24 protein-coding genes and 1 pseudogene are annotated in these 18,714 nt (G+C 44.6%); 8 read left to right on the top strand and 17 right to left on the bottom strand.

What is annotated here, in order from left to right; all coding sequences use genetic code 11:
- Positions 1 to 301: 301 nt before the first annotated feature.
- The 10 genes from L0660_RS09120 to L0660_RS09075 form a co-directional block, all read right to left on the bottom strand.
- Positions 302 to 826 (bottom strand): dihydrofolate reductase family protein, encoded by a 525-nt coding sequence (locus L0660_RS09120; RefSeq protein ID WP_235159218.1) that lies wholly within the window; start codon positions 824 to 826, stop codon positions 302 to 304.
- A gap of 31 nt (positions 827 to 857) precedes the next feature.
- Complete coding sequence (locus L0660_RS09115; protein WP_235159217.1) at positions 858 to 1,661, bottom strand: AraC family transcriptional regulator; 804 nt, start codon at positions 1,659 to 1,661, stop codon at positions 858 to 860.
- Between the two features lie 56 nt (positions 1,662 to 1,717).
- Entirely contained in the window at positions 1,718 to 2,248 is a 531-nt protein-coding gene (locus tag L0660_RS09110) for a GNAT family N-acetyltransferase (RefSeq protein WP_235159216.1), read from the bottom strand.
- Between the two features lie 7 nt (positions 2,249 to 2,255).
- Positions 2,256 to 2,723 (bottom strand): GNAT family N-acetyltransferase, encoded by a 468-nt coding sequence (locus tag L0660_RS09105; protein ID WP_235159215.1) that lies wholly within the window; start codon positions 2,721 to 2,723, stop codon positions 2,256 to 2,258.
- 109 nt (positions 2,724 to 2,832) lie between these two features.
- Entirely contained in the window at positions 2,833 to 3,837 is a 1,005-nt protein-coding gene (locus L0660_RS09100) for an alpha/beta fold hydrolase (RefSeq protein WP_235159214.1), read from the bottom strand.
- Complete coding sequence (locus tag L0660_RS09095) at positions 3,834 to 4,394, bottom strand: hypothetical protein (protein WP_235159213.1); 561 nt, start codon at positions 4,392 to 4,394, stop codon at positions 3,834 to 3,836. Before L0660_RS09095 ends, L0660_RS09100 begins: the two co-directional genes overlap by 4 nt.
- 102 nt (positions 4,395 to 4,496) lie before the next feature.
- A complete protein-coding gene (locus L0660_RS09090; protein WP_235159212.1) occupies positions 4,497 to 5,021 on the bottom strand; it encodes a hypothetical protein in 525 nt (174 codons plus the stop codon).
- Positions 5,022 to 5,224: 203 nt separating this feature from the next.
- Positions 5,225 to 5,878: a phosphoribosylanthranilate isomerase gene (locus L0660_RS09085; RefSeq protein WP_235159211.1), complete on the bottom strand. Its 654-nt coding sequence runs from the start codon at positions 5,876 to 5,878 to the stop codon at positions 5,225 to 5,227.
- A gap of 351 nt (positions 5,879 to 6,229) precedes the next feature.
- Positions 6,230 to 6,472, bottom strand: coding sequence for a hexameric tyrosine-coordinated heme protein (locus L0660_RS09080; RefSeq protein ID WP_233799368.1), 243 nt, complete (start codon positions 6,470 to 6,472; stop codon positions 6,230 to 6,232).
- Between the two features lie 68 nt (positions 6,473 to 6,540).
- Positions 6,541 to 7,968: a PLP-dependent aminotransferase family protein gene (locus L0660_RS09075; RefSeq protein WP_235159210.1), complete on the bottom strand. Its 1,428-nt coding sequence runs from the start codon at positions 7,966 to 7,968 to the stop codon at positions 6,541 to 6,543.
- Between the two features lie 233 nt (positions 7,969 to 8,201).
- Between L0660_RS09075 and L0660_RS09070 the strand changes: the two genes are divergently transcribed.
- Both L0660_RS09070 and L0660_RS09065 read left to right on the top strand, forming a co-directional pair.
- Positions 8,202 to 8,435, top strand: coding sequence for a thioredoxin family protein (locus L0660_RS09070; protein WP_235159209.1), 234 nt, complete (start codon positions 8,202 to 8,204; stop codon positions 8,433 to 8,435).
- Between the two features lie 56 nt (positions 8,436 to 8,491).
- On the top strand, positions 8,492 to 9,223 hold the full coding sequence (locus L0660_RS09065; RefSeq protein ID WP_235159208.1) for a hypothetical protein: 732 nt from the start codon (positions 8,492 to 8,494) through the stop codon (positions 9,221 to 9,223).
- A 172-nt stretch (positions 9,224 to 9,395) separates the two neighbouring features.
- Here L0660_RS09065 and L0660_RS09060 read toward each other — a convergent pair whose 3' ends face one another.
- The 3 genes from L0660_RS09060 to L0660_RS09050 all read right to left on the bottom strand — a co-directional run bounded on the left by L0660_RS09060 (position 9,396) and on the right by L0660_RS09050 (position 11,319).
- Positions 9,396 to 10,289 carry a dihydrodipicolinate synthase family protein gene (locus tag L0660_RS09060; protein ID WP_235159207.1) on the bottom strand — a complete coding sequence of 298 codons (894 nt, stop codon included), beginning with the start codon at positions 10,287 to 10,289 and terminating at the stop codon, positions 9,396 to 9,398.
- A 62-nt stretch (positions 10,290 to 10,351) separates the two neighbouring features.
- Complete coding sequence (locus L0660_RS09055) at positions 10,352 to 10,801, bottom strand: cupin domain-containing protein (protein WP_235159206.1); 450 nt, start codon at positions 10,799 to 10,801, stop codon at positions 10,352 to 10,354.
- A 110-nt stretch (positions 10,802 to 10,911) separates the two neighbouring features.
- Positions 10,912 to 11,319 (bottom strand): hypothetical protein, encoded by a 408-nt coding sequence (locus tag L0660_RS09050; protein ID WP_235159205.1) that lies wholly within the window; start codon positions 11,317 to 11,319, stop codon positions 10,912 to 10,914.
- On the opposite strand from L0660_RS09050, the gene L0660_RS09045 reads away from it, so the two are divergent.
- Positions 11,294 to 11,590 (top strand): Rrf2 family transcriptional regulator, encoded by a 297-nt coding sequence (locus L0660_RS09045; protein ID WP_235159204.1) that lies wholly within the window; start codon positions 11,294 to 11,296, stop codon positions 11,588 to 11,590. The genes L0660_RS09050 and L0660_RS09045 overlap by 26 nt on opposite strands.
- Positions 11,591 to 12,047: 457 nt before the next feature.
- On the opposite strand, the gene L0660_RS09040 is transcribed toward L0660_RS09045, so the two are convergent.
- The gene (locus L0660_RS09040; RefSeq protein ID WP_235159203.1) at positions 12,048 to 12,749 is read right to left on the bottom strand and encodes a M12 family metallopeptidase; all 702 of its coding nucleotides are present in this window, start codon (positions 12,747 to 12,749) and stop codon (positions 12,048 to 12,050) included.
- Positions 12,750 to 12,941: 192 nt separating this feature from the next.
- On the opposite strand from L0660_RS09040, the gene L0660_RS09035 reads away from it, so the two are divergent.
- Positions 12,942 to 13,613, top strand: a complete 672-nt coding sequence (locus tag L0660_RS09035; protein ID WP_235159202.1) for an ankyrin repeat domain-containing protein — start codon at positions 12,942 to 12,944, stop codon at positions 13,611 to 13,613.
- Positions 13,614 to 13,825: 212 nt separating this feature from the next.
- Here L0660_RS09035 and L0660_RS09030 read toward each other — a convergent pair whose 3' ends face one another.
- Entirely contained in the window at positions 13,826 to 14,275 is a 450-nt protein-coding gene (locus L0660_RS09030) for a heme-binding protein (protein WP_235159201.1), read from the bottom strand.
- Positions 14,276 to 14,437: 162 nt separating this feature from the next.
- On the opposite strand from L0660_RS09030, the gene L0660_RS09025 reads away from it, so the two are divergent.
- The 3 genes and pseudogenes from L0660_RS09025 to L0660_RS09015 all read left to right on the top strand — a co-directional run.
- Positions 14,438 to 14,668, top strand: a complete 231-nt coding sequence (locus L0660_RS09025; protein ID WP_235159200.1) for a nuclear transport factor 2 family protein — start codon at positions 14,438 to 14,440, stop codon at positions 14,666 to 14,668.
- Between the two features lie 254 nt (positions 14,669 to 14,922).
- Entirely contained in the window at positions 14,923 to 15,318 is a 396-nt protein-coding gene (locus tag L0660_RS09020; protein WP_235159199.1) for a YidH family protein, read from the top strand.
- Between the two features lie 164 nt (positions 15,319 to 15,482).
- Positions 15,483 to 15,920 (top strand): annotated as a pseudogene (locus L0660_RS09015) (dioxygenase); the annotation flags it as partial.
- 30 nt (positions 15,921 to 15,950) lie between these two features.
- Here L0660_RS09015 and L0660_RS09010 read toward each other — a convergent pair.
- Both L0660_RS09010 and L0660_RS09005 read right to left on the bottom strand, forming a co-directional pair.
- Entirely contained in the window at positions 15,951 to 16,862 is a 912-nt protein-coding gene (locus L0660_RS09010) for a hypothetical protein (protein ID WP_235159198.1), read from the bottom strand.
- Positions 16,863 to 16,927: 65 nt separating this feature from the next.
- The gene (locus L0660_RS09005; protein ID WP_235159197.1) at positions 16,928 to 17,755 is read right to left on the bottom strand and encodes a helix-turn-helix domain-containing protein; all 828 of its coding nucleotides are present in this window, start codon (positions 17,753 to 17,755) and stop codon (positions 16,928 to 16,930) included.
- A gap of 257 nt (positions 17,756 to 18,012) precedes the next feature.
- On the opposite strand from L0660_RS09005, the gene L0660_RS09000 reads away from it, so the two are divergent.
- On the top strand, positions 18,013 to 18,693 hold the full coding sequence (locus L0660_RS09000; protein ID WP_235159196.1) for an RNA polymerase sigma-70 factor: 681 nt from the start codon (positions 18,013 to 18,015) through the stop codon (positions 18,691 to 18,693).
- The last annotated feature ends 21 nt before the right edge of the window (positions 18,694 to 18,714 follow it).

The raw sequence follows: 18,714 nt of genomic DNA, 5'->3' as shown, positions 1-18,714 counted from the left end.
TGAAGGGACTGACCCCAAATCAAAAGTGCAGACTGCTGAAAGAAAATGCCGTGAAAAAAGAAGAGTTAACTATTACAATCAACAATAAAATCTAAATCGTCGCCGCTCTAAAAATGGGAAGCCTACACAACCTTATTACATTATGATTTACGATGGTTTTTAAGAACTTAATGATTCTTCTGTTCCTAACTATAGGTGTGAGGTCTCGATTGGTTGACGGTGTAAGGAAGCTCTTAAACAAAAAGAAGCTTCCTTGGTGTGATAAAGCACGTGCCGGGCAAGTCAAATAGCGGTGACCAACTTATTTCATCAAATAATGAAGCTGGACAAGCCCGGTATCAAAGTGCTTGGCTGATTGGAGCTCAACCATTTGCTCCGGACGGAAGTCTTTAAATAGCCGCACACCATTCCCAACCAGGATAGGGATGATTGACAATATCATTTCATCCAGCTGTTTGTCTTTTAGCAGCTGATTGACAATCTCCGAGCCGCCATCGCAAAAGATATTCTTCCCTTGGCTCGCTTTTAAATCACGTATGAGTGAGGTCAAATCACCTTTATAAAAGATGATATTTCCATCTTTTGGCATATTCTGGCTCGTAAGTACATAGCAGGCTTTGTCGCGATGCGGAAAGTCAAAACCAGAGTTTTTGACCCAATCATATGTTTTTCGGCCAAGAATTACTGTGTCAACACTCGTTGCAAATTCCTTGTAACCATAATCTTCGCCCTCTTTCTGGACGAGGCTTAGAAAGTCCAGGTCATCTCCGGGTTTTGCAATGTATCCGTCTAGGGAGCATGAGATATAAAGTATCAGCTTACGCATAGGTTTTTTTCTACAAAAGTAAAACCGGCTTTTATGCTATGATAGGACGAAATTTACCCTCGAAATAGCTTTGTCGATATATCCCCGGAGATATAAGCATAAACGATTTAAATACCCTGTTGAAATGTGATTGGTCATAGAAGCCATTGTCGACGGCAATTTGGGCAATCGGTATGATTCCTGCCTGTAAATCGGGAAGTGTTTTTAACACTGCATGATGATGGACAAACCTTAACGGCGTAACGCCAATGTGGTTTCTAAAACTAGCGATGACAGACTTGTGAGATATGCCCGCGCGATCAATGATACTATTGATGGGCTTGCCTAATGTGCGCACTCTTTCGAGCTCTTCTAGAATTGCCTTTATTGTGTCACCAGGCGCTCTAAACACAATTTTATTAGCAATAAATCTAAATATGTTGTGCAAATATTCAGGCGTAGGCTGGTTGTCCTCTTGCCCAAACTCGTTGATAAACAAACTTTTGACAATTTTTATCTTTACCGGAATTGGCACACGGCGCAAGTCTTGGCTTCCACAGCGCTCCATTAACGTCAATGCCCACGGTTTAAATATCACACCAAATGTGAAGTGCTCTCCCTTTGATTCGACTGGCTGGGCTAACGGGTGGTTGCGGTAAAATTCGACAGAGGTTTGCTGCCCTTTATAAAATACTTGGTTACCTATCCTAAACTGATCTCCCAAGGAAAAAAACAGTTCATTATTGAGCATCGGGGCCGCCATTTCACTAAGTGAATATCGCTCTGCGTAATTTGAGAACAGGCAATCAATCTGATCTTCGAACGCAGCATCTGGTAGAATAGCGAATGATTTCATTAGTCAAAAGCAGATGCATGGTTGCAGGGCAGAAGCATGGAAATGTGCTGCTCACATCAATTTATTTTAGCTTTACTTAGCTTCCATCGATGTCCGTCTTCGATTGAACCGCTAAATTCAAAGTTAGCCTTTTCCAAAACCCTCTGAGATCCTACATGTCCCGAAGGTATATCGGCTATAATGGATTGCAAATTTTCATTCTGAAATAGCCAGCGCGTCAGCAATTTGACAGCCTGGGTTGCAACCCCTTTTCCTTCAAATTTTTTATCAACGAAATACCCGATCATTGTTTGAGCTGATTCATCAGGTAAGCCGGAGACACCAATACCGCCAATGATAACCTGCGTTTTTTTATCAACAACAAGCCAGTTCGTATACCATTCAAAAGTGTCCGGATGAGCAGCTACCTGCGGTAATAAATAGGATGTGATGCTCTCGTTGAACTCATTAAAAAAATCCGGGTCGCTAAGTTCTAGCTCCGACGGATTGAGGTTCAAGTGTTGTTGAAGTTTTTCCCTGCTTTCAGCCAATAGTTGCAAATGGTGCAAGTTCATGGGGATCAGGTATAGTTCATTTGATTGTAACATTGTTGATTTAGTTTACAAAATAAAAACTCAGCCTGTCATTGGCCTTCAAATGCAGTATAGGAAAAGGCTTTCCGCTAGGGTCTAGCGGAGAACGCCCGACAATCTTAAAGCCCATTTTTATGTAGAATTTCAGAGCTTCCTTATTGTCCTCATTGACATCAACTTCCCAGGCACCTAGCTCTTGAACTGCGAATCGGCATAGTGCCTGGCCGATGCCTTTTCCGAAATCGTCCGGATGCACGAAAAGCATTTCTATCCTACGTTCTGCAACCCCAATAAAGCCAGCGATTCCTCTGGATGCAGCACGAATGCCGAACAGACTAAGAATCGGTAAATATTCTTTCAATATCAATGGTTTGTAAAACTGAATGTCGGCTTCTGAAAGGAAATGATGGCTGGCACGCACCGACGCTTCCCAAACGGAAGTCACTTCGGTGAAGTCATTTTCGGATAGCGGTAAGATCTGGAATTGCATTTTCTTAATCTGGGAGAATTTGTTATTGAGGACTAATTTTTTACTTCGGCGCTATGCACCTTGGCACCTGCAAATTGAAAAGCATTGCCGGTTTCTTAATACCAACCAATCACTTCTGCCCGACAAACGCCCGCACTGCACTTGCAAACTCAGCAGTTTCAGTAATAAACGGCTCATGCCAGGATTGCTCAAATGTTACCTGGGTTACCTGTGTGTTTTTCAATAAATCTTTGCTTTCCAATCCGATTTCAAATGGCACAATCCCATCTTTTTTACCCCAGAAAAGGCCGACTGGAATTCGCACATTTTGTAACAGATTTCCCTTCTCGAATGTGCGGCTTTCAATGTCGCCGTAGTAGCCATAGGCTTTGCTGTGGGTAAACTGGGCGAGCGCTGTATTAGGCGAGGCAAAGGTGTAATTGATCACATATTTTTTGTCTGAATACAGCGAAACCGGGTTGCCGTCCAGCTTGTGCATCCACCGGTAAATGCCTTCCCAATTTACTGTTCCGGTATTTTGCGGCGTGACAGGATTGGCTATCAAAAAATCTTCGGCCTCTTTGTTGCCTTTTTCTTTTGCGCGCTTTAATGCCCATTCCCGCACCTGGTAAAGCCAGCGGTAATAAGAGAACATGCCATTAACCATCATTGCGCCAGCAACCTGCTTCTGGTTATCGCCTGTCGTCAAATATTGCCAGGCAAGCTCAACGCCAAAGCTGTGTGCGAGCAGATATACCTGCGCGTCGGGATATTGCTTTTTCAACAAGCTTACAACCAGCTCCATATCTTCACCAAACTGTGCATAACGCAATGTCGCCGGATCGACTTTGCCCGACGATGCACCGGCTACACGCTGGTCCCAATACGCCATCATCACATTTTCTTCCAAGTCCTTGAGATAATAACGGTAACACATCGCGCAATCGCCCGGGCCGCCATGTACGAAGAGTACAATCTTGTTAGGCTGCCTGTTTCCTTTCACCCAGATAGGCATATTGGCACCTTTATGTCGTAGGAAAATTGTGGCGTCTTCGCGCGGCTGCGCATCTTTTTCCTTGCAACTGATCAGCCCGATAATGGTGCAGATCAGAAATAGTCTTGTAAGTAATCTCATCGTTTTTTTAGCGGAATTAAAGTGCCTGCTTCAAGGGCAAAGCGGATCAGGTTAGAAGTATTGTAGGGCCGCTGCTGCATGAGGTTCAGTCTTACATACCAGGCTAGCGGCACTTTTTTGCGAACTGATAAATCGTGGCCGACGCCAAGCGATACGGTGGGCATAAATGCATTACCACCTGCAAACCGTACCCGGTCAAAATCACCATCCGAGGTGGCTTCGTAGGTTTTACCTTCCAGGAAATAGCGGAAGTAGGCAGGGGAAAGCGCAAATTCAAAGAGCGCCCCTTTCTTTCCAATCCGGCGAAAACCGACTTCCGGCGATACGATCAGACCAATATGATTTTGAGGATGTCTGTATCCCGAAACGCCCAGCGAACCGTAAAGTATTCGTTTTGCATTGCGGGCAGATATTGACGTCGCGATAGGCTTTTCATAAGCCAAGCGAAGGCCATAATGCGTAATTGTCTCGCCAAAGTATCCTAATCGCAGGGATTGGGCATGGAGGAGTTGTGGGCCCGTACAAAATAGTACGAGCCAGAAAATATTGCATTTCATAAAATCGGTTATTTAAACAAATGATACTGTTGCGGGCAATGCGGCTGTCCTAGCATTACATTGAGAGATTGCTCAGGTTTTCAAAGAAGATTTTGTCTCAGTTCAGTCAATAGCAATGTCAAATTCCCCGCTGAACGAGGCGCTGTCTGGATTACATTGCTCGTCGCCATTGGCATCAATCAATGCACCCGAAAACGTTCCTTTGGCATGTATTCCTGGCTCGTATTCGAGGATTGTTATTTCTCCCTTCGTCGAGCGGTAGCCGGATTTGTCCGGGCAGATTTGGGCAAAATAGTTATTGAAAACAGTCCCGTCAATCTTGTATTCAACCTGGCTTACCTGCGTGTAATTGTTAATGTCTTGTTTGTATGGGTAAGTCCCTGCCTGCGAACCGTAGGCAGTTAATGAGAGGTAATCAGAGCCGTCAGAGCCAGCGGTGATTCCAATGCTTTCGATTGATCCAAGTTTTCCTTCGGAAATGTTGGCGTCGTGATAAGTCTTTGTTTTTCCGTTAAATGTTAATTTAAGCGTACTTGTTTCGGATGTGCTTGTGGATTCTGACTTATTCTGACAGGCAAGCAAGAACAACATCATTGTTCCGAAGGTGAGTGTTTCTTTTAAATTCATGGCTAAGTATATGCTTTCTGATAAGACTTCAATGGGAATGCAGGGAAGTCATTTCCAATGACACAAAGGTTGGAAAGGATGCTTCATGGAAAAATTCAAAACTTTTAAAATGCTGATAAAGGACTTTGAAATGTCGGTTGTGGTCGCCGAATTGAAGAACTATAAGGAGATAATAACACCCTGTTCTGGGTCAAAACAACATTTCATAATTCGACTGCATTGAAGAAACCTCTAAGTTTTTCCGGGTCCAGTTTTCCATCTGTACGAACGCTGCTGCAAAGGTCCAGTCCAAAAGGTTGAACCACTTCAACGGCTTGTCTGACATTGTCTTTATTTATCCCGCCCGCAAGAAATAAAGGTATTTTTATTGATTGCCTGATTCGTCTGCTTATTTCCCAATTGTGGATTCGCCCGGTTCCGCCTAACTCTTTAACCGTTAAGTTTGGGTTGCCGCTGTCGAGCAAAATTGCGTCGACATATTTTGATAATTCAACTGCTTCCTTTATTGCGCTTTCATCCGTAACATGGATGACCTGAACGAGTTTAACATTTGGCAATTCCTTGCGAAGTGCGTCATATTCCCGTTTTTCCAGCTCGTCAACAATTTGAATAGTTGTTGTGTTTGCTTTTTTATAATGGGCAATAATATCTTGCGGCTTTGTCTCACTGGTTAACAGGAAAGTTGCAATAGGAGGGGGGACTTTTTCAGCAATTTCTTTGATGAGCTCATCACTAATTATACCCGGTCCGCTTGGCATATGCCCCACCAGACCCAATGCCGCCGCACCATATTCAATAGCAAGCATTGCTTCGGCAACACTGCTTATGCAACAAATCTTTACTCTTGGTCTTTTCATAATATGAATACAAATAAAACTACCTACATAACAGATGCTGAGACCTCATATCGAATCACGCTTGGCTTCTTTGCAGGGGGATCAGGTAGCAAAAACGTGAAGAGCAGTAAAATTATAGCAGGTAATAACAATTGCCTTCAAATAGTTCCTTATCGGCCGGAGTGGCCAATACAGTTTAAGCAGATTGCAACCTTGCTAAAAAGATGCGACTAACGCATGGGATACCAGCATTTATCATATCGGATCAACGGCTGTCGGCAGCCATGGCTTATCTTTGTTAAGGAGGGTTATTTACAAATTATTACTGCATGCCTGGTAAGCTTGAATTGTGTAAGTTCGGCTACCAACTGCTCATTTTTGCCAGTAACTATTAGCTGCTGCAATTGTGGCAAATTCGGTGGCAACAGTTTGTCCAATCAAAACGAGCATTGTTGCATCCTGAGCGTATATAGACCTAAGTTTTTCCCGGACGGCTGCATCTGGCTGGGTGGCTTTAATGATCAGCCTTGCCATTTTGATTGCAAGCTGTCTGCCTTCTTCCGGAGTAGGGGTAATGAGTGAATTACCGGGCACTAGTTGAATTGGATCTGCCATTTTTTTATTTGTTTAAAGTAATTTCAATTGAAGAATTGCCTGTGGATCAAACGGTATAAATATTCATCTTAAGTATAAGTCAAGTGTTTGGCTAAGAGCACTATTCCTTCTTTTAAGTCCTTTTCAGAAAGTGATCCGTAACCCAGCCTGATGCCGTTGACCGACGGGGCGTTGCTATAATTTTCCGGTGTGAGTATTTTGACGCCACTTGCGGCCATCATGTCTTTAATCTGCCGCCAGTTTTGCGCTTGCTTTGGTTGTATCCAAATCGCCAGACCGCCTTCCGGAACTGTATAGTCAGCCTTTTCTTTTAGATAAGTATTCAGCAACGAAACCGTGTAGTCGCGCTTTGCTTTGTAGTAGCTTGTTGCTTTTTTAATGTGGCGTTTTATCGTTCCGTCATGGATCAGCTGTAAAACGGCCTGTTCCATAATACTATCACCCTGAACATCAATAATTTTGCGCAGCTCACCCACTTTTGAAATCAGCGAAGCATCGTGACTAACCAGATAGCCAATGCGCAAGGCAGGCGCAACAACTTTGCTCATCGTGCCGATGTACACAAAATTTTGTAGCTGAGCGAAGCTCGAAACCGGAAGCACCGGACGGTACCCGAAATGAAATTCGTTGTCGTAATCGTCCTCAATGATGGTAAATCCATGAGCGTTGGACAAGCGGATCAGTTCAAGCCTTCGTTGCAGACTTAATGTTACCGTGGTCGGATATTGGTGATGTGGTGTTGTGTAAATAGCCTTTATGTTCGGGTGGGTCTTCAAATGATCAATCACATCGCTGGTAACCAAACCGTCCTTATCGACCCGTACAGGCAGCAAGGTGGCACCAGCCATTTCAAATGCTTTCCAGGCAGGCTGGTAACCCGGATTTTCGACCAGGACAAAATCGCCTTTTGAACAAATACAATGGGCAGCGAGATACATAGCCATCTGGCTGCCACGCGTCACGCAAACGGAACTGCTGCTGACGTGCATGCCACGTTGATGGTTGAGCATTTGTACAATGGCTTCGATGAAATCCGCATGACCAAATTCGCAGCCGTAACCCATCATTTGCCATCGTGCACTCCTGTTGAAAATCTGCCGGTATCCACGCCCCAGCTCGGTCACGGGCGCGATTTTGCTATCTGGATAACCATCATCAAAAATGATCCTGTAATGTTGCTTGGGTAGACTTTGATCCGGTGTGGTGATTTCTGTCTTACGCTGCCTGCTGAACACCGGCAGTGTGCCGGCAACAAATGTCCCTTTCCGCTCCTTGGATACAATCCATTCTTCGTTAAGCAGCACATGCAATGCTTCTACAATGGTATTCCGGTTCACATGTAACATTTCGGCGAGGTTGCGACTTCCCGGCAAAGCATCACCGCTACTAAGTCTTCCGGATTGAATATCTGAAATGACAGCATCAGCGATTTGCAGATAAACGGGCTTTTGTGACTTATGATCAATCCGGATTTCCAATTTCCAGGGTCTAAGCATTGGACTAGCTGGTTTTATTTAAATGTCTCATTTTAACAGGCCAAAGTAAAATGTGCATGCATTCTACCAACTGTTAAGGTTCAGGTGATTATTATGATTTTACAAAGTTGGATAAGTCGGAGCTGAGCCAGATAGTCCAGTATTATTAATTCAAAATGGTCCAGCAAGTATCGTTAGGGCTCCTCACTAAGTTTGGATCGGCAATGGTGCCACAGCTATCAAATATCACAAAAATGAGCAAGTCAATTTTCTATCACGCAGGTTGCCCGGTATGCGTCAGTGCAGAGCATGACATTCTTAATCTAATAGGAGCAGATCAGGTTGAAGTCGTAAATATCGGGGAAGACCGCAGCCGTATCAGCGAAGCGGAAGGTGCAGGGATTAAATCGGTTCCCGCGCTGCTTACGCCAAATGGCAATGTACTGCATATCAATTTCGGCGCATCGCTGGAAGATGTTAAAGGTTGAAGAATAGACCAGCAGGACCCTGCCGGTAAAGCTAATTTATCTTGACTAATCAAAACATGAAAACGACAATATTCACGCTCGCTGCCATCCTGTCCATCACGGCCGCCATGGCATGCGAACATTGCAAAAAATACGAAGACTCAAAGGATTTTAAGATCAAATCAGCGCAGGTAATCCATAACAAAAAATACGGATCACTCGAATTTGAGATTATCGTGGAAGGAACGGCCGGAAAGACGCTGCCAACTGCGGTTGGCAAACTGGATATGGCTCCTGTCTTAGGATACGTTTTTCCTACAACATTGAAGCCGGAAGACATTGGTTTTAATCCAACCGAAGGCATTGTGGCCCTTGCCCTTACTTCGCATCCTGATTTTGACGATAGCCCGCTTTGGGATGAGAATGCCGACGGCAAGTTTGACAATGACGGAATTGTATGGCACCCGCACTGGGTGATTCTCGTGAAAGACGAGCGCGTGAAAGGCGGACTCTCGGTAAAGGAATATAAGAAGGCAGATAAAATCTCAAAGCCTAAAACAGCCCCCGACATGCCTATGTATATGGATTCGCCAGGTTATCAGGTCGTTACCCAGCAAAGCGCAATCCGCGTTTCAGTGCCTACATACAGGGTCAATAATAAGGTGGATTTCAATTACGATGCCGTCAGTTGCTATATGCAGGTGTCCGCTCCGGCAGATGGCATGTCCATGGATAAGCCGATGCTGGGTGTTGTTAATGTTTATAGCGTGCTTTCTGGCAAACTGACCTTGCCTTACAAGGTAAAATAACCCGGACTATGGCTGAAATTGATGGAAAGATCGTTGATGCATTGGCTTATCAATGGACGTTGTCCGCGATTACCAGGGCTATGAAATGAAGCCGCTTTCGGAAATGTAGATCGTATAGCAAATAAAAATCATCCCTATTTAAAACAGGGATGATTTTTGTTGTTTGAACATTTCAGTCAAAAGCCACTTTGGTGGTTTCCAAAATATGCCCGAGTTCTGTGGTTTCAATTTTCGTAAGTGGTTGCAACGGCGCTCGCAAATGCCCTGCGTTTTCTCCAAGAATTGTGAGCCCTGCTTGAATTGCCCGGGGCAAGCCTTTGGCTACAATGAACCTGAGCAGATTGAGTTGTTCGAGAAAAAGAATTTGAGCTGATGCCAGATCATTGTTTTGAATTGCGTCGTATAGACTTAGGTTGAGCTCGGGGATCAGGTTGGGTGCGGCGGTGCACCATCCTTCGGCGCCTGCGGCAAAAGCGGCGAGCGCCAGCGGGTTGGAGCCATTGTAAAATGCCACATCATCGCCCAGTTCTCTTTTTAGCACATGCATACGCTGCACATCACCCGTGCTTTCTTTGATCATGGTTACATTGGGAATTTCTAGCAACCGTTTCAAAAGGGTAGGCGACATATCGACGCCGCCCGTTGCCGGGTTGTTGTATGCCATGATGGGAATAGAGATTTTGGACGCGACGGCATCATAATGGTTGACGATCTCATCATCGGTCAGTTTCCAGTAACTCATTGGAATGATCATGACCGCAGTTGCGCCTGCTTTTTCGGCAAAGCTGGCATGATAAATCGTGCGCTCGGTGGTAAGGTTGGACACACCGACCAAAGTCGGCACGCGCCCCGCAACTTGCTGGATCGTAGCCTCGGTAATGGCCTCTTTTTCCTGATCTGTAAGGTATGGCAGCACGCCAGTGCTTCCCAGTGGCGCTATGCCGTGCGAACCGGATGCAACGAGGCGTTCAACCAGTGTCTTGAACAGGGGCAGATCTACGCTTTCATTTTCGTCAAATGGCGTAATAGGGTATGCGATGATCCCCTTGAATGGAACATTTTTCATTTTTATCAATGGTTAAAAAAGTGAAATGAAGTCTCCGGCATGAAGACTTCATTTGAATGGTTTTAAAGATCTCTTCCTTCTTCTTCGCGGAGCGCAACGCCCAGATTTTGAAGCTGGGGCGCGTTTTCGCAGGCAATGTATTTTGCCGGCTGTGAATCACTCAGGTTTTGATGTCTGTGCCATGCCCAGGAAGGAATGTAAACGGCATCTCCCTTTTCCCATTCCACTATTTCACCCTCGATTTCAGTGAATCCTTTGCCTTCCAGAATATATAGTACCGTTTCGTAAGTATGACGGTGCCTGTTGGTCAGCTGGCCTGGTAACAAGCCGCCGATGGTCATGCTCACATTTTTGCTGGGCAGATCCACGAAGAAGACAGGATGCTTGCGCTCTGTTGAGAACTGGTTGTGCTCTCCGGCGTTTTCCACATTCTTATGGATAAGATAGGCCGGTTTTTGAAACTGTGGCCGTGCAAATGTCTGATGAAAATCTTTTGAACTGAACGTATCCATGATTGAAAACTTTTGCGTTTCATGCATTATTGCATTTCAAAAGTATCGCAGGCATGGATGGCAGCAGTGGTACAGAATCAAGATAAATGCCTGGGCCAGCTTCTCGGCCATTATTCCACAGCCAATGTGGCTGGACCAAATTCCTCAAAATGGATAGCCTCGCGCGCAACACCCTGCGCACTCAGATAGTCAAAATGTTTCTTGATAAAAGCGCCCGGTCCGCAGATGTAATATTGGGCATCGGGTTGCATGGCTTGCTGCACCTTACTGAGATCCACAAAACCTTCATAATAACCATCTTCAATTTGCTGTTCAATCTTGTCATAAAAGGTGTGAACCGACATTGCGTCATGCTTTTCGCCAAGTTCACGCACATGATCTTTAAAAGCATGCACCCGGTAACCCCGGCATCCATGAATCCACGTAACAGGTCTTTTATTTCCGGCAGAAATCAGATAATCCGATTCTCCCGAACTGTATCTGGCTAAAATCTTGCAGGATTTAAGCAGGAAAGGCATAATCAGTTCAGCAAAGGGACCTAATGGCGGTTTTTACATTGAAAATAATGCTCTATCTAAGCTCATCAGCGACATTGTAGAAGCGGTGGACGGGAATGGACTTTTTTATGGCTGCGCATTGGGCTTAAAGCAATGTTCAGAAATCAACCCATGCCCGCTCCATGACCAGTTCAAGGCAATCCGCGACCAAATTAAGGATCTGCTTTATACCACAACCATCGGAGCGTTTAATCAGGAACTACTGGCAGGCATGCTTTCCTTGAAGAAATAGCTTAATCAGGGCATTCTCTATCTGGCTTGGTGCATGTGCGCTATAACATTCGCATTCTATATTAAGGGCTGCAAGGTTAGATAATTTATGGTACACAATGACAGCACGTTACTATTTTTGGGGTTGTCGACAACGTGGAAAGATGCAAAGCCGCCAATAATTTCAACAGCGGCTCTGAAATGTTTTACCATCTTATGATTCTAAGGATTCAGTGCTGCCATATGATTAGAGATTGGCCATAAGGAAGAAATCTCCACATGGTCTCCATTTGCATCTATTTTGTAGAATCCACTTAAGTAAGTAACGTACAAACTTCCCTCGGAGGACATCATCCTCGGATATTCACCTATGGATGGTGAGAAAAGGGAAGTAAGGCTAGTGGATGGATTGACTTTGTAAATGCCGGTAGTATTCCTGGCGGTGGTTTTAATGTAATACAAAAATCCGTTGGAGGCCACTAGCTCCTTTGCCTCAGTGACCGCTTTGATCTGTATAGCAACACCTGTGTCAGGCGAAACCCGGGATATCCGTAATGAACAGTAATTGTTTGGTCACGGTCGTCGCGATTATGCTCATGAAATAGGCCTAACGTGTGACAGATCTCATGCAGCACGCCCCCATAATTGAATGCAAGACCAAGATTAACGAATTGTTGCCCACCGCTCATGCCGATAGAAGAAGAAAATCCATGGCTGTTTTTGAACGTCACATAGTTATTTTGATTAGAGCGTTGAACAAACCGAATGGGCGTGTAATACTCGATATGGATCATCGCCTTATAAATATCAGATGCGTTTGTAAGTGATTTGTCAATGGTATAAGGAACGATTCCATTCGTCCAGCGCCGCGCTTTGGATGGAACGCCGGCGGCTTGGGTCCGTAAACCAGCTTCCTCGTTGAGCTGTTCTTTTGACAAAATGATGTCTCCTTCAAATACCGCCTCTCCGTCGATCTGATGATAGGTAATCTCTTCTCCAAACAATTTACCTTTCTTTTCTATACCAGTTATGCCAGGGTAGGCAAGTTCGGGAATATATTTTTCCGGCCCGGTTTTGAGTGCTGTACTCAAAACTTTTTCTTCCCTAAGCTCTGAACAGGAGCTGAAAATAAGCATAGCAATAACGATACATGACCTGCTGGCAAATAGAATGGTCTTCATAAGGAACATTGTTTTGGTTTGGACAACTCGTGCTATTTTGCATTTCGAAAGTAAGGCAACCAGCCAGGTAGAGAAGCGGATAATCGACGAATGGCGGCAAATAATCGGGGAAGGGAAACTAAGGTTAAGAAAAAGTGGTGAAAAATAGCTGCCTATGCGATCTTGGTAGGGAAAAAATCGTATACTGAAACCATGGGAAATTTATTCTTCTTTTTTTCACTCCTTTTCTTGACTTCCTGCTCATCAGCCACTGACATGGACCATAAGCCTGAACAACAAATTTCTATTATCGAAGCTGTAAAAAATAAACAATATACGATTGTGGAGACAGCATTGAAAAAAGGAACGGATGTAGAGACGAAGGACGGAAACAGCAAGTCTCTGTTGCTGATCGCCACCGAAGCCAGCGATCTTGAAATGGCCAGGCTGCTTACCGCGCGCGGAGCCGATGTGAACCGACAGGATAGCCGGCTTAACAGTCCTTTTTTACTGGCAGGCGCGTCAGGTCAAACGGAATTTGTGAAGTTGTTCCTAAGTAAAGGAGCCCGTTTTGATGTTTTCAACCGGTACAACGGAACTGCGCTCATTCCCGCCTGCGAAAGAGGGCACGTTGAAGTGGTCAGGATCTTGACTGCAACCAAAGGTTTTCCCATCGATCATGTGAACCGGCTGGGCTGGACAGCGTTGATGGAGGCGGTTGTTCTCGGAAATGGCGGCAAAAAACATATTGAAATCGTTGAGCTCCTGATTGGCGCAGGGTGCAATGTCAATATTGCGGACAAAGACGGGGTTACTGCATTGCAGCATGCCAGGTCAAGGAACTTTACCGGTATTGTGAAATTGCTCGAAAAGGCGTCCAGGTAGCTGCCTCCAAAGATATTTATGGCTGAAATTAATACACTACAAACCAAGATTTAGGAATGTTTCATTTGAATTAGCTTAAGGAAACAACAACAACAACCGATTCAGTTTGTCAGCTTAGTTGCCCCTGCGTGAGAACTAAATTTTTCATCTTTGTTAAAGTTAATTAGGTTGTGTAAATATTCCTGTCTGCGGCATGGCAGCTGATTTTGCGATCAAGTCGTCGTTCTCAGGACTCCCCCACCTGCGACGCCAATGGCCCCAATAACTTGACCTTTAAACCATAGTGGTCGGCCGCCGCCCAGTAGCAATAGTTCAGGAAGGTTGGCTAAGTTTTCTGTATCCGGGTTGGACCTTGCAATTCGGGCTAGGGCTAGGGTAGGACTTTTGGTCGAAACCGAAGTGTAAGCCTTTCTTCTCGACGCTTCTGTATTATAGGGGCCAACATCTTCCTGGCGGCTAATGAGAATAATCTGACCAGCTGCATCCAAAACTGAAATGGTAACTGATTTGCCCAAATCGGTAGCGCAAGCTCTTGCCTGCTTTACAAGTGCAACGGCGGCGTCCAGCGTTAATTGGTAGGATGGGTTAATATAGGCGCCTGCCTGGGTAGAAACTTCTTTACCGGCATTAATCGCTTGCCCAATTAAAATTGTAGGAAGCAATTGAACTAATATTAGCAGTTTGATTTTCATTGTTTTTTTACAAAGCTACGATTTCAATCTGCCCTAAGTGTTGACCTATGTCAACGTTTCCAAAGTCTTGATTTAACCCTGCTTAATGTAGATGGAGAAATTACTAAGTAGGATAAAAACCATTGTCATTCTTTGTCTACGACGAATCCACTTACAGGCTCTTTGAATTCGAACTTCTCGATCGAAGCTTTCGCTGTCGATGGTGATACGGTAATCACCTCGGGGTATTTTGAAACAAGAATGCTCAAAACAGACAAGATTTTCAAATCACTTTTCTTTACGGAAATTACTGTTTCAAAAGGTAAAATAGTCAAATATCGCCTTCTGGAAGACAGCTTCGCGCTGGTCCTTGCTTTGAGCTAGTCAAGGCAGGGTTAGGGCAGGGGCGTTACCAACGCCGACCCAAATCACATTGCACTATTTTGTCTGGTCTTGGATTTCTTTTCCCTTCAATTGCCAGTGGTAAAGCCTATATCACGCCAATTCAGTTCTATTAAATGTTAACCCAGTAACATGATAGACAAACTCATTTACTAAGTATCTGATTATATTTGAATGTAGTACGGACTTTACTAGTGTCTAATCAGCATATTTGCTATTAACCAAGCATCAGTTACATGAGCTTAGAAGAAAACAATAACCTATCCCCATTCAAGCCTAATGATCATCTGGCCAATGAAAGGACTTATTTGGCCTGGGTTAGGACTGGAATTGGGATTATGGCCTTTGGCTTCGTGGTTGTTAAATTTTCATTGTTTGTAAAACAGATCGGCTTTGTACTGCAAACGAAAGTCTCTACACCCTCGCATCGATATTCATCCATGATCGGCATTATTCTTGTCGCCTTGGGCACACTGGCTATCCTATTCGCTTTTTTACAAGACAGAAAGACGGAAGAACAGCTTAAAAGCGGGCATTATAAACCCACGACTTTACTGACCACTCTTCTAACCGGAGTCATTTTCCTAATCAGTATTTTATTGATTGCTTATCTTTTGGAAAGCTCCCTTTGAGCTGTGATGTAGATGATTGTTTGTCCAAATCGGATGACTTATGTATGAGGTGTTTTTTAGCAAATTCAACGAGAAGGTACAACTGAGCGAATCAGAAGAGTATGCCGTGAAACAATTTCTGACGCCGAAAAATTGCGGAAGCGCCAATACCTGCCACAGGAAGCAGGTGGACACAAATGGCCAAGGAAATCCCTACGCCAGCTGCCGTGCTGGTGGTATCGGCGCACTGGTTTACCAATGGCACCAAGATCACAGCAATGGATTTTCCGGAAACAATCCATGATTTTGGTGGATTTCCGCCGGCACTTTTTGCCGTGCAATATCCTGCACCGGGCAATCCAGCATTAGCCAAAGAAACTGCCGGGCTCATTCGTTCCGCAAAAGTGGAGCTTAATCATGACTGGGGACTTGACCATGGCACCTGGACGGTTGTAAGACATATGTATCCGGAGGCCGAAATTCCAGTGCTTCAACTGAGCATTGATTATACTAAAGGGCCTCAATACCATTACGATCTGGCAAGGGAACTAATGGCGCTGCGAAAAAAAGGAGTGCTGATCATTGGCAGCGGAAATATGGTGCACAATCTGAGAATAACGTCTGTTAAAATTGGGTAGTCGTATTCTTATCAGCTATGGCCTGGAATCTGCTTTATCCCAATTCAACTGGACATCTGCAACGCTTTTATGCGCCTTTTTACTCAATAGCTCAGCCAGTTCGGGATCACCTAAAATCTCTCTTTGGGTCTTTAGTGTATTCCATAAGTTTTTAAGGCCATCAGTGTTGCTTGCGTCGTAGATTTCGCCGGCGGCAATATGCCAGCGGCACTGGTACCAACCATAGTTTTGCGGGTAATTCGGGCCTATCTGATTATAATTTGTTTCCAGCTCTTGCAATGTGGTATATTTCAATGTGGACCTGTCAGTGGTCGCAACGACCATTTTAGGGAAGGTAGTCAGCGCATTCAAAAGCTCAGGCTCCTTTTCAGCAATGTAAGTATGAAGCAAAATGTTTGGAAATAACTCGCCCATCCACCTGCGCTGCATGACCAAACCGCCCTGGTTATGATAGGCATGACCCAGTTCATGGATTGCCAGTAAGTCAAAGAATGGCTCCATATTTAGCCCGCCATTTTTATCTGTATAGGCTTCTTTAACGGGCCCGACATATGCGGCCGGAATTTTGTCAGTAGCCGGAACCATGCTTTTCCAGTGATCATTGTTTTCGGCAGCAACTATCAGCGTTTTATTGCTGGTATAGTGAGGCATACCGTAAAAAGGGAATTTGGTGAAGTTCTTCCAATCACCCGGAGAGAGTATCAGCAGGGTTACTGTCGGCGTAAACTGTAACAGCTCGGTGTAGAATGCTTGCACTTTATCGAGTTGTTGCGCCATGCGCCTGGCCTTTGCTTCCGACCCGCTACTATAATAAGTATCTGTTTTAAATCCCTTTAAATGCGTCAATCCTTCATAAGACTGCGCATTTAACTGATTGCAAATGAGAAGAAAGCACGCGATAAATATTGGCAGATGAGATGTTTTCATGATTTTTTTTATCACAAATCTATCTTGCAGGCTGACCCTGTGCCTAGTACAAAATCGACATTTTCTCAGTAACGCATGTCCTTTTGCATACGCAGCGGGGTTGAACGCAGTTCTTGCTCTATAACAGAAGGATTTACCCCGGCAAAAATCTTGAAGTCCCTGATCATGTGCATTTGATCAAAGTATCCTGCCTCGTGCGCTATTTGTAACCAGCTGATTTGCGGGAAATCTTCCCGAAGCCTGTACGCTTTGGAAAACTTTAAAATGCGGGCATAAAATTTCGGGTTCATGCCTATTCTTTCTTTACATGTCCTTTCAAATTGTTTTAAGCTCAGACAGGAAAGTGACGCCGTCTTCTCAATAGACATGGCACCATTAGTTGCCAAGAGCGCGCGAATGGCAGCATCAAAGGGCAACGCCTTTCTGAGACCGATTACCCTTTTTAAAAGGAATTCTTCAACTATATTTTTACCTTCCTGTATGTTGCCTATATTTTGTAAGCGTTCATTGACGCTTTGCATTTCGGCATCAAAAAAGTCCAGTGCATCATAGCCGCCATCAGCCAACTCGTGCATGGGAACGTTCAAGATGCGGTACATGGCGCCCGGCAGAAAGTCAACGCGTACCGACCTGAGACGTTTGTGCACTTTCACATTTACCCGGGAAAGCTGGGGCCCGGTAAGCAAGACAAGTGGCTGCACTTCAAAACTCGCTGACCCCGGACGGCCCATCGATACAGGATCATTGCAATAAAACATCAATGATTGAAAAGGCGAAGGCGGAAAGGGTGTCACCACCTCACTAATTCCATCCATCAGCGTCAAATCAACCGTCAATATGTTAAGGACATATTCATGGAGAGCCGGGTGCAGTAAGTGTGTTTTTACTTCCATTTAACGTGCAGGTCTAGCAATAATTATCGTTGCATTCCCAAGGTACAAAAAACAGGTATAACACATTGTCTTAGATGTATTTGCATCGTTTATATAAATGGGAAAATAAAGTTAGACGTGAGCGTACAGTAATGTGAGCATAGACTAATAATGGCGATTCTGAGCTCTGGAGTGGATATCACAAAATTCTTTTTAAAACGACTAGGTAATTTTAACCGGTGATCTGTCATACCTTGGAAAGTAAAACAGGGTTACATATGATCGGAATCATCAGTCTGGAGTCTTCTGATAACGCGGGAGACGAGCGCGCTTTGAAGGCAGCAGGGGAGGAAGCTATGCCGGAAGCAGGACTGGATGGTTTGGCGGATACAGAGTTCTTTATCCGTAAAACATTTGAAACGGACGTTCAAAAAGGCTGTGAGCTGCTTTTTAAGCGCTACTACAAGCCAATGTGCAGCCATGCAGTGCGGTTTGTGTATTCCAAAGACATTGCAGAAGATATAGTCGCCGACATTTTCTGTAATTTCTGGGACAACCAGATTCACTGCACGATCAATATATCTTACGGTGCCTACCTATTCCGGTCGGTAAGGAACCGTTGTTTCAATTACTTACAAAAGGAACAGAACAAGACACTATCGCTCGATGCCATCATCGAAAACGATCCCCTTGCCTCCCATTTACCCGAAAAAATGATGCAGTACGAGGAGCTTTACCAGCAGGTGAACACGCTCGTTCAGGGACTTCCGTCGCAATGTCAGAAGGTTTTTGTGATGAACCGGTTTGAAGGCAAAGCTGGCAAGGAAATCGCCACGGAACTCAATTTGTCTACCCGAACTGTGGAAGCGCATATATCAAGAGCGCTGAATGTGATCCGGCACGGGCTGCGGCATTATTGGGTAGAGTCGGTCGTGCTCTTTATTGTTTCATTCTGTTAAAATCTCAAATAAGCTATTAAA

The organism is Dyadobacter sp. CY351 (assembly GCF_021502625.1).
Taxonomy (GTDB): domain Bacteria; phylum Bacteroidota; class Bacteroidia; order Cytophagales; family Spirosomataceae; genus Dyadobacter; species Dyadobacter chenhuakuii.
Note: the sequence above shows the minus strand (reverse complement) of the source record. Positions and strands in the feature narration are given on the sequence as shown.

What these genes read in the sequence shown, in the direction of transcription:
- L0660_RS09120 (WP_235159218.1), bottom strand. Translation starts at nt 826, where the DNA reads ATGCGTAAGCTGATACTTTATATCTCATGCTCCCTAGACGGATACATT.
- L0660_RS09115 (WP_235159217.1), bottom strand. Translation starts at nt 1,661, where the DNA reads ATGAAATCATTCGCTATTCTACCAGATGCTGCGTTCGAAGATCAGATT.
- L0660_RS09110 (WP_235159216.1), bottom strand. Translation starts at nt 2,248, where the DNA reads ATGTTACAATCAAATGAACTATACCTGATCCCCATGAACTTGCACCAT.
- L0660_RS09105 (WP_235159215.1), bottom strand. Translation starts at nt 2,723, where the DNA reads ATGCAATTCCAGATCTTACCGCTATCCGAAAATGACTTCACCGAAGTG.
- L0660_RS09100 (WP_235159214.1), bottom strand. Translation starts at nt 3,837, where the DNA reads ATGAGATTACTTACAAGACTATTTCTGATCTGCACCATTATCGGGCTG.
- L0660_RS09095 (WP_235159213.1), bottom strand. Translation starts at nt 4,394, where the DNA reads ATGAAATGCAATATTTTCTGGCTCGTACTATTTTGTACGGGCCCACAA.
- L0660_RS09090 (WP_235159212.1), bottom strand. Translation starts at nt 5,021, where the DNA reads ATGAATTTAAAAGAAACACTCACCTTCGGAACAATGATGTTGTTCTTG.
- L0660_RS09085 (WP_235159211.1), bottom strand. Translation starts at nt 5,878, where the DNA reads ATGAAAAGACCAAGAGTAAAGATTTGTTGCATAAGCAGTGTTGCCGAA.
- L0660_RS09080 (WP_233799368.1), bottom strand. Translation starts at nt 6,472, where the DNA reads ATGGCAGATCCAATTCAACTAGTGCCCGGTAATTCACTCATTACCCCT.
- L0660_RS09075 (WP_235159210.1), bottom strand. Translation starts at nt 7,968, where the DNA reads ATGCTTAGACCCTGGAAATTGGAAATCCGGATTGATCATAAGTCACAA.
- L0660_RS09070 (WP_235159209.1), top strand. Translation starts at nt 8,202, where the DNA reads ATGAGCAAGTCAATTTTCTATCACGCAGGTTGCCCGGTATGCGTCAGT.
- L0660_RS09065 (WP_235159208.1), top strand. Translation starts at nt 8,492, where the DNA reads ATGAAAACGACAATATTCACGCTCGCTGCCATCCTGTCCATCACGGCC.
- L0660_RS09060 (WP_235159207.1), bottom strand. Translation starts at nt 10,289, where the DNA reads ATGAAAAATGTTCCATTCAAGGGGATCATCGCATACCCTATTACGCCA.
- L0660_RS09055 (WP_235159206.1), bottom strand. Translation starts at nt 10,801, where the DNA reads ATGGATACGTTCAGTTCAAAAGATTTTCATCAGACATTTGCACGGCCA.
- L0660_RS09050 (WP_235159205.1), bottom strand. Translation starts at nt 11,319, where the DNA reads ATGCCTTTCCTGCTTAAATCCTGCAAGATTTTAGCCAGATACAGTTCG.
- L0660_RS09040 (WP_235159203.1), bottom strand. Translation starts at nt 12,749, where the DNA reads ATGAAGACCATTCTATTTGCCAGCAGGTCATGTATCGTTATTGCTATG.
- L0660_RS09035 (WP_235159202.1), top strand. Translation starts at nt 12,942, where the DNA reads ATGGGAAATTTATTCTTCTTTTTTTCACTCCTTTTCTTGACTTCCTGC.
- L0660_RS09020 (WP_235159199.1), top strand. Translation starts at nt 14,923, where the DNA reads ATGAGCTTAGAAGAAAACAATAACCTATCCCCATTCAAGCCTAATGAT.
- L0660_RS09010 (WP_235159198.1), bottom strand. Translation starts at nt 16,862, where the DNA reads ATGAAAACATCTCATCTGCCAATATTTATCGCGTGCTTTCTTCTCATT.
- L0660_RS09005 (WP_235159197.1), bottom strand. Translation starts at nt 17,755, where the DNA reads ATGGAAGTAAAAACACACTTACTGCACCCGGCTCTCCATGAATATGTC.
- L0660_RS09000 (WP_235159196.1), top strand. Translation starts at nt 18,013, where the DNA reads ATGATCGGAATCATCAGTCTGGAGTCTTCTGATAACGCGGGAGACGAG.